Origin of the sequence: Salipiger sp. HF18 (genome assembly GCF_011806505.1) — a bacterium.
GTDB classification, from domain to species: Bacteria; Pseudomonadota; Alphaproteobacteria; order Rhodobacterales; family Rhodobacteraceae; genus Salipiger; species Salipiger thiooxidans.
On record NZ_JAATOS010000172.1, the window covers coordinates 1 to 7,982 of the forward strand.

Sequence of the window (7,982 nt, forward strand, 5' to 3'; positions counted from 1 at the left end):
GGGGGTGTGGGGCGGGGGGACGGCAACCTCCGCGCGGCCGATCTGGCGGGCGGCGTCGCGCAGCGCGTCGAGGCGGCGGAACTGCGGGCGCACGAGGCCGAAGTAGAACCCCGCCGAGAGCACCAGCGCCGCCAGCCCGATGAGCACGGCGGCCAGGGTCAGCCGCCGGCGCAGGTCGTCGATGCCCGCAAGGATCTCGGCGCGCAGGCGCTTCTCCTCGTTCACCGCCCCCGCGAGCTGCGGTTCGAAGCCCGAGGCGAAGGTGTCGAGCCATGCCCGCAGCCGCTCACGGTCGCGGGTGTCCGCGACCAGCGCCGCGCGGGTGTTGCGGAACAGCGCCTCCATCCGGGCGATGGCCAGCGACTGGGTGGCGCGGCGGCTCTGGGCGTCGAGCCCCATCGGCGCGGCATCGGCGACTTCGGCATCGAGTCCGCGGCGCAGGCTGGCGAAAGTGCGGTCGAGCGTGTCGGCGATGCCCGCGAGGCGCTCGGCCCGGGTCTCGGGCGGCAGGCCGCGCTGGATCACCTCGGCGGCGACGACGATGAATGTCGAGACCTGCGTCGAGAGCGCGGCGTAATGCTCGAGCCGTTGCTCTGCCGCGAGCGCGGTGTCGAGCCGCTGCGATACCCGCGCCATCCCGGCCACCAGCATGGCCGCGGTGAGCAGGGTCGCGAGCCCAAGAAGCCCGGCGCCCAGCCCGAGTCTGGCTTTCAGGGAAAGGCGTCTGAACATGCCGGTCCGGGTCCTTTGTCTTGACCGTCTGCGTACGAATTCGTCAAATGCACCCATATAGTGCAAAAATTTTTCCCGAATGCTGCGCTGCAGCATCGCTGACACAAACCGGTTTATCCCTTCTTTGCACTTTCACGGCGACCCTGAGAAGGCATCACGTCCAACTCAACGAGGCAATCATGATTGAGCTTCTCTTTGTGGCCTGCTTGTCCACTGCGCCAGATCAGTGCCAGGAACGCAGCCTTCTCTACACCGACATCACCCCCATGACCTGCATGATGGGGGCCCAGCCCGAACTTGCGAAATGGACCGAGACCCACCCGGCCTTCACGGTGACCGGCTGGAGCTGCCGCATGGTGCGCGACGGCGAACGGGAGGCCTGACCTTCTCACGCGGCCCTCTGGGGAGGGTCGGCCGCGTGACCCCAATTCGTTTGTGACTTTTCCAGATTTTCCAGATTTTCGAGATTTCGGGACCCGGCAGGGGCGGCGCGCGGAAAACGCGGTCTAGCCCATTCGGACCGGTTGCCTTTCTCCCCGCTTGTCGGCAGCATCCGTCGCGGAGGAAGGGAGGATCCCGTGCAGGGAAACGATACGGCAGAACGCTGGACCCGCGCGCCCGACAAGGGCACGGGGCCGGGCAGGGTGGGTGTGACCGTGATCTCGCTGGCGGGCTTGCTGGCGATCTGGATCGTTGCCGCCGCGCTGACCGCCGACTCCCAGATCCTGCCGCAGCCCTGGGATCTCGTGCAGCCCTTCGCGCAGGCGCTGGCCTCGGGAGAGCTGCTCTACCATCTCGGCTGGACCCTGTCGCGGGTGCTCTGGTCCTTTGCGCTGGCGATGTCGCTCGGCATCGCGCTGGGGCTCGTCATGGGGCGGTACGAGGCGCTGAACCGCTGGCTCGACCCGTGGCTCGTGGTGTTCCTCAACCTGCCGGCGCTGGTGCTCATCGTGCTCTGCTACCTCTGGATCGGGCTGACCGAGGCCGCAGCCATCGCCGCGGTGACGCTCAACAAGATCCCCAACGTCGCCACCGTGATCCGCGAGGGCGCCCGGGCGCTCGATCCGGGGCTCGACGACATGGCGCAGGTCTACCGGATGCGGCGCTGGACGCAGATGCGCCACGTGGTGCTGCCGCAGCTTGCGCCCTTCATCACCGCCGCCGCGCGCTCGGGCGTGGCGGTGATCTGGAAGATCGTGCTGGTCGTCGAATTCCTCGGCCGTTCGAACGGCGTCGGTTTCCAGATCCACCTGTATTTCCAGCTGTTCGACGTCGGCATGGTGCTGGTCTACGCCTTCTCCTTCATCGCGGTGATGCTGGCGGTGGAGTGGCTGGTGCTGCAGCCGTGGGAGCGCCGGGTGCGCCGGTGGCGCGACTGAAGAATGACCATGACGATGCAAGATGACATTTCCCGCATGACCGCTCTCGACGTGTCCGGCCTCGGCTACAGCTACGGTGCCCGCCGGGCGCTCGACGGCGTGAGCTTCGCCCTGCGCCCCGGCCGCTTCACCGCGCTTCTGGGGCCAAACGGCGCCGGGAAGTCCACGCTTTTCGCGCTCCTGACCCGGCTCTTCGTGAGCGGCGAGGGCAAGATCACCGTGGCGGGCCACGACCTCGCCCGGTCGCCCCGCGCCGCGCTGTCGCGCATCGGGGTGGTGTTCCAGCAGCCGACGCTGGATCTCGACATGAGCGTGGCCGCCAACATGCGCTACTTCGCGGCGCTGCATGGCATCTCCGGGCGCGACGCCGACCGGCGCGCCGCCGAGGCGCTGGCAAGGCTCGGGATGCAGGAGCGCGCGGCCGAGAAGGTCCGCAACCTCAACGGGGGCCACCGCCGCCGGATGGAGATCGCCCGCGCCCTGATCCACGCCCCGCAGGTGCTGCTTCTGGACGAGCCGACCGTGGGGCTCGACTTCAAGAGCCGGCAGGCGATCGTGGCCCACGTGCACGACCTCGCGCAGTCGGGGCTGACGGTGTTCTGGGCCACCCACCTCGTGGACGAGATCCGCGACGGCGACGACGTGGTGGTGCTGCACCGGGGCAAGGTGCTGGCGCACGAGCCCGCCGAGACCCTGCGCGGCGACCGGCCGCTGAGCGATGTATTCATCGCGATGACCGCAGAGGAGGGCGCCGCATGAGGCTCTGGCTGACGGCCCTCCTTGCCATCGTGCGGCGCGAGGCGCTGCGCTTCGTTCACCAGAGATCGCGCTTCCTTGCGGCGCTGGTGCGGCCGCTGGTCTGGCTCGTGGTTTTCGCGGCGGGGTTCCGGGCCGCGCTTGGCCTGTCGATCATCCCGCCCTACCAGACCTACATCACCTACGAGGTCTATATCCTTCCCGGCCTCTGCGGGATGATCCAGCTCTTCAACGGCATGCAGTCCTCGCTGTCGCTGGTCTACGATCAGGAGATGGGCTCCATGCGGCTCCTGCTGACCTCGCCGCTGCCGCGCTGGTGGCTTTTGCTGTCGAAGCTTCTGGCGGGGGTCGCGGTGTCGATCCTGCAGGTTTACGTCTTCCTCGCAGTGGCGGCAGGCTTCGGCATCACCGTGGCGCCGCTGGGCTATGTCGCGCTTCTTCCGGCGCTGGTGATCTCGGGGCTGATGTTGGGCTCTCTGGGGCTGTTGATCTCGTCCACCATCCGCCAGCTCGAGAATTTCGCGGGCGTCATGAATTTCGTGATCTTCCCGGTGTTCTTCCTGTCGACCGCGCTCTACCCGCTGTGGAAGATGGCCGAGAGCTCGACCATCCTGCGCGACATCTGCGCCTTCAACCCCTTCACCCACGCGGTCGAGCTGCTGCGCTTCGCACTCTACCAGAGCCTCAACGGCTGGTCGCTGCTCTGGGTCTGCCTCAGTTTCGCGCTGTTCTTCGGGCTCGCGCTGCTGGGCTACGATCCGGCCCATGGCATGACCCGCCGGCGCAAGGGCAGCTGAATCGGCATTTTCACGCGCTAACAGCCCGAATAGGCCCCTGATAGGCGCTTTAAGCCGCGCCGCCGGGATGGTAAGGCCTTGCGCGTGATCCGCCGCCACGACCTGCCGGCATTTTCCCATGACCTTGGAGGGGCTCTGAAAACATGGCTGACCAAAACACTCCCGACATTGTGTATACAAAGGTAGACGAAGCGCCCGAACTGGCCTCGGCGTCGCTTCTCCCGATCATCCAGAGCTTTGCTTCCGCGGCGGGAATCACCGTGGGCACCAAGGACATCTCGCTTGCCGGCCGCATCATCTCGACCTTCCCCGAGGTGCTGACCGACGCGCAGAAGCAGTCGGACGACCTCGCCTGGCTCGGCGAGTGGGTGAAGAAGCCCGAAGCCAACGTCATCAAGCTGCCGAACATCTCGGCCTCCGAGCCGCAGCTCGTCGCCGCGGTCAAGGAACTGCAGGCACAGGGTTACGCGCTGCCCGATTACCCCTACGCGCCCGAGACCGAAGAGGAAAAGGCCGTCCGCGCCAAGTACGACGGCATCAAGGGCTCCGCGGTGAACCCGGTGCTGCGCGAGGGCAACTCGGACCGCCGCGCCGCCGCCGCCGTGAAGAAGTTTGCGCAGAACAACCCGCACCGCATGGGCGAGTGGTCCGCCGAGAGCAAGACCCGCGTGGCCGCGATGTCGGGCGGTGATTTCTTCTCGAACGAGGTCTCCGCGACGCTGCCCAAGGCCGCGACCGCCAAGATCGTGCTCGAGACCGCAGACGGCGAGACCGTGCTGAAGTCGGGTGTCGCCTACCCCGAGGGCACCGTGGTCGACGCGACCTTCATGTCGGCAAAGGCGCTCGACGCCTTCCTCGCGGACGAAATCGAGAAGACCAAGGCCGAGGGCACGCTGTTCTCGCTGCACATGAAAGCCACGATGATGAAGGTCTCGGACCCGATCATCTTTGGCCACGCGGTCAAGGCATGGCTGGCGCCGGTGTTCGACAAGTTCGGCGACAAGATGGCCGAGCTCGGCGTGAACCCGAACGGCGGCCTCGGTGCGCTGCTCGAGCGCGTCAAGGACGAGCCCGAGATCCTCGCCGCCATCGAGGAGGTGCGCGCCGCGCGCCCGCCGATGTACATGGTGAACTCGGACAAGGGCATCACCAACCTGCACGTCCCCTCGGACGTCATCATCGACGCCTCGATGCCCGCGCTGATCCGCGCCGGTGGCAAGGGCTGGGGCCCGGACGGCAAGGAAGCGGACACCAACTGCGTGATCCCGGACAACTCCTATGCGCCGGTCTATGACGCTGCCATCGAGTTCTTCAAGGCCAACGGCAAGCTGAACCCGGCCACCGCCGGCACCGTTCAGAACATCGGCCTGATGGCGCAGAAGGCAGAGGAATACGGCTCGCACCCGACCACCTTCGAGATCGCGAAGGCCGGCACCGTGAAGATGATCCTCGACGACGGCACCGTGCTGCACGCGCACGAAGTCGAAGCGGGCGACATCTGGCGCTCGGCCTCGGCCCGCAAGGCGCCGATCGAGGACTGGGTGAACCTCGCCATCGACCGCCAGAAGGCGACCGGTTACCGCGCCATCTTCTGGCTCGATGCCGACCGTGCCCACGATGCCCAGCTCATCGAGTACGTGAAGCCGATCCTCGAGTCGCGCGGCGTGGCCGACAAGTTCGAGATCATGGCACCCCGCGAGGCGACCATCGCCTCGCTCGAGACCATCACCGCGGGCAACAACACCATTGCCATCACCGGCAACGTGCTGCGCGACTACCTCACCGATCTGTTCCCGATCCTCGAGCTGGCCACCTCGGCCAAGATGCTGTCGATCGTGAAGCTGATGAACGGCGGCGGCCTCTTCGAGACCGGTGCCGGCGGCTCGGCCCCCAAGCACGTGCAGCAGCTGATGGAAGAGAACCACCTGCGCTGGGACTCGCTGGGCGAGTTCTGTGCCCTCGGCGAGAGCTTCAAGTTCTTCGCCGACCAGACCGGCAACGAGAAGGCGCGGGTGCTGGGCGATGCGGTGGACACCGCCACGCAGGGCATCCTCGACCACGATCGGTCGCCCTCGCGCAAGGTGGGTGAGCCCGACAACCGCGACAGCCACTACTGGTTCGCCCGCTACTGGGCCGAAGCGCTTGCCGCGCAGGACGCCGACGCCGATCTCGCCGCGCATTTTGTGCCGGTGGCCAAGGCGCTGGCCGATGGCGAGGCGGCAATCGTCTCCGAGCTGGCAGCGGCACAGGGCAGCGCAGCGGACCTTGGAGGCTACTACCACGGTGACGCGGAGAAGACCGCCGCGGTGATGCGCCCCTCGGCGACGCTGAACGCCGTCTTCGGCTGATCGCGCGTCCCGCGTGAGAAAACTCTGGCCCCCGTCCGGCAAGCGTCGGGCGGGGCCTTTTCCTTTCCGTCGGGGCAGGGCAGAACGGGCGTATGGACAAGGTTGATGTCATCGTCGCAGGGGCGGGTGTCGTGGGGCTCGCCGTGGCGCGCGCCCTCGCACAGAGGGGGCTCGAGGTTCTGATCCTCGAACCGGAGGACGCCTATGGCACCGGCACCTCGTCGCGCAATTCCGAGGTCATCCACGCGGGCATCTACTACCCGCAGGGCAGCCTGAAGGCCGAGCTCTGCGTGCGTGGCAAGGAGCTGCTCTACCGCTACGCCGAGGCCTATTCCGTGCCGCACAGGCGCTGCGGCAAGCTCATCGTGGCCACCAGCGACGACCAGGTCGAGGCGCTCGAAGGCATCCGGCTTCGTGCCATGGCCGCGGGTGTTGGCGACCTGCGCCTGCTGAGCGCTGCCGAGGCGCAGGAGATGGAGCCGCAGCTTGCCTGCAAGGCGGCGCTGCTCTCACCCTCGACCGGCATCGTCGACAGCCACGCGCTGATGCTCTCGCTGCTGGGGCAGGCCGAACAGGCGGGCGCGCTGCTCAGCCTCGGCAGCCGCGTCGTCGGCGTCGAGGCGGGCGACGGGTTCGCCGTCACCACCGAGGATGCCGGCGGCGAGCGTTTCACCATCGGGGCACGTTGTCTGGTGAATGCCGCGGGGCTGCATGCCTCCGAACTCGCGGGCGCCATCGAAGGTCTCGATCCGCAATACGTGCCGCAGACGCGCTACGCCCGCGGGAACTACTACAGCCTGCCCGGCAAGCCCGCCTTCTCGCGGCTGGTCTACCCGGTGCCCGAGCCCGGTGGGCTCGGTGTGCACCTGACGCTGGATCTGGGCGGGGGCATGCGCTTCGGGCCGGACGTGGACTGGATCGACAGCGTCGACTACCGCGTCAACGGCGCCCGCGTCGGGCATTTCCAGTCCGAGATCCGCAAGTACTGGCCCGGCCTGCCCGAGGGCGCGCTGGCGCCAACCTATTGCGGCATCCGCCCCAAGCTCTCGGGGCCAGGCGAGCCGGCGGCCGATTTCCGCATCGACGGGCCGGAACTGCACGGCGTTCCGGGGCTCGTGAACCTCTTCGGCATCGAGAGCCCCGGCCTGACATCGTCGCTCGCCATCGCCGAGGTCGTCGCGGCCCGTCTGGGCGAGGCCTGAGGCGGGCCCTCAGGCCCCTTCGCTACCTCCACCGGCTCCTCGCGGCTCAACCCGATCTCGGGCATGATCGCGTTGCCACGCTCGTAGAGCCGGTCCATGTGCTCGTCGATGGCCGGCAGCCGTCCGTCGATGAGCCGCGGCCCCTCCCGGTCGCCGTCGCGCGCCACGAAGCCCGCGTCGAAGACTGAGGCCCCGGCGTCGGCGCGTGGGGTGACTCTCCTGTCCACATGAATCTCGAGGGCGTCGTTGCGCGGATCCTTGACGGAGCGCTGCGACGAGGCGGCGCTGTTGGGGGTCATCTGTCGCGGGCCTTGTGGGATGTGCCGCCCGGTCGTGGTTGCGCTCGAGGGTAGCCGGCCGCTGTGCCGGGACGCGGGGCGCCGCGTCGCCAATTGCCGGCGCAAACGCGGCGCGTGGGTCTGGCGGGACCCGTGGGCGGTCGGGTGGGTCGGGCGGCGGACTCCAGGCGGGAGAAAAGGTGACGCGAGGGGATTCCGGTCCGCGATTCCGGCCGGCCGCGGTTTCTCGGCGCCAGAGGTCCGGATCGCGGTGTCGACCCGGGGGTGTGAGGGCCGGGGCAGGGACCGCGAAACGCAATGAAACAAGGCGCCCTGCGAAATTGTTCGGGGAAATCGAAGTTTTTTGAAAAAAGTGCTTGCGGAGATTGGGAACTGGGACTAGAACCCACCTCCACCGGCGGCGCTGAGGCGCTGACGGGACGCAGGACGGAGCGGCGGCGGCGAGGAAACGAGGCGCGGTTGCAGACGA

6 protein-coding genes and 1 pseudogene are annotated in these 7,982 nt (G+C 67.9%); 6 read left to right on the forward strand and 1 reads right to left on the reverse strand.

Features of this window, described 5'->3' with window-relative positions; translation table 11 throughout:
* Positions 1-732, reverse strand: a pseudogene (locus tag HC022_RS14525) (sensor histidine kinase); the annotation flags it as partial.
* Positions 733-911: 179 nt separating this feature from the next.
* Here HC022_RS14525 and HC022_RS14530 point away from each other — a divergent pair.
* From HC022_RS14530 to HC022_RS14555, 6 genes are all read left to right on the forward strand, one after another.
* Complete coding sequence (locus HC022_RS14530) at positions 912-1,115, forward strand: hypothetical protein (RefSeq protein WP_008887429.1); 204 nt, start codon at positions 912-914, stop codon at positions 1,113-1,115.
* 195 nt (positions 1,116-1,310) lie between these two features.
* The gene (locus HC022_RS14535; protein WP_368484671.1) at positions 1,311-2,111 is read left to right on the forward strand and encodes an ABC transporter permease; all 801 of its coding nucleotides are present in this window, start codon (positions 1,311-1,313) and stop codon (positions 2,109-2,111) included.
* A 36-nt stretch (positions 2,112-2,147) separates the two neighbouring features.
* Positions 2,148-2,870, forward strand: a complete 723-nt coding sequence (locus HC022_RS14540; protein ID WP_040384856.1) for an ABC transporter ATP-binding protein — start codon at positions 2,148-2,150, stop codon at positions 2,868-2,870.
* Positions 2,867-3,664 carry an ABC transporter permease gene (locus tag HC022_RS14545; protein ID WP_167452925.1) on the forward strand — a complete coding sequence of 266 codons (798 nt, stop codon included), beginning with the start codon at positions 2,867-2,869 and terminating at the stop codon, positions 3,662-3,664. The genes HC022_RS14540 and HC022_RS14545 overlap by 4 nt, the downstream gene beginning before the upstream one ends.
* A 143-nt stretch (positions 3,665-3,807) precedes the next feature.
* Positions 3,808-6,012, forward strand: coding sequence for an NADP-dependent isocitrate dehydrogenase (locus HC022_RS14550; RefSeq protein WP_167452926.1), 2,205 nt, complete (start codon positions 3,808-3,810; stop codon positions 6,010-6,012).
* A gap of 92 nt (positions 6,013-6,104) precedes the next feature.
* Positions 6,105-7,214, forward strand: a complete 1,110-nt coding sequence (locus HC022_RS14555) for an NAD(P)/FAD-dependent oxidoreductase (RefSeq protein WP_167452927.1) — start codon at positions 6,105-6,107, stop codon at positions 7,212-7,214.
* The last annotated feature ends 768 nt before the right edge of the window (positions 7,215-7,982 follow it).